The organism is Actinospica acidithermotolerans (genome assembly GCF_018139625.1).
Lineage (GTDB): Bacteria > Actinomycetota > Actinomycetes > Streptomycetales > Catenulisporaceae > Actinospica > Actinospica acidithermotolerans.
Window position 1 is genome coordinate 1 of sequence record NZ_JAGSOH010000361.1, and the last position, 443, is coordinate 443.

The 443-nt window shown below is 65.2% G+C and carries 1 protein-coding gene; it reads left to right on the top strand.

Going from position 1 to position 443, the window contains the following annotated elements:
- The coding region (locus KDK95_RS35090) for a helix-hairpin-helix domain-containing protein (RefSeq protein WP_443612931.1) at window positions 1–443 on the top strand (443 nt) is incomplete at both ends.

Sequence of the window (443 nt, forward strand, 5' to 3'; positions counted from 1 at the left end):
CCTGGAAGCGAAAAGGCGGGCTTCAGAAGTACCACGCGAAGCTCGTGGACGGCATGCTCGCGCGCGGGTACGAACGCGAGTACGCCGAGCGAGTATTTCAACAGATCCATGGCTTCAGCGAGTACGGCTTCCCGGAGAGCCATGCCGCGAGCTTCGCGCTTTTAGTCTATGCCAGCAGCTGGATCAAACGGCACCACCCGGCTGCATTTCTCGCGGCCATTCTGAACTCGCAGCCCATGGGGTTTTACTCTCCGTCGCAGCTCGTGCAGGATGCACGTCGGCACGGCGTGACGGTGCGACCGCCGGACGTGCTGCACAGCGGATGGGACTGCACCCTGGAGGATTTGCCGCACGCGCCAGCTGTGCGCCTCGGACTGCGGCTCGTCAACGGTCTTGGCAAAGCCGCAGCGGAGCGCATCGAGGCGGCGCGCGCGGAGCGGCCG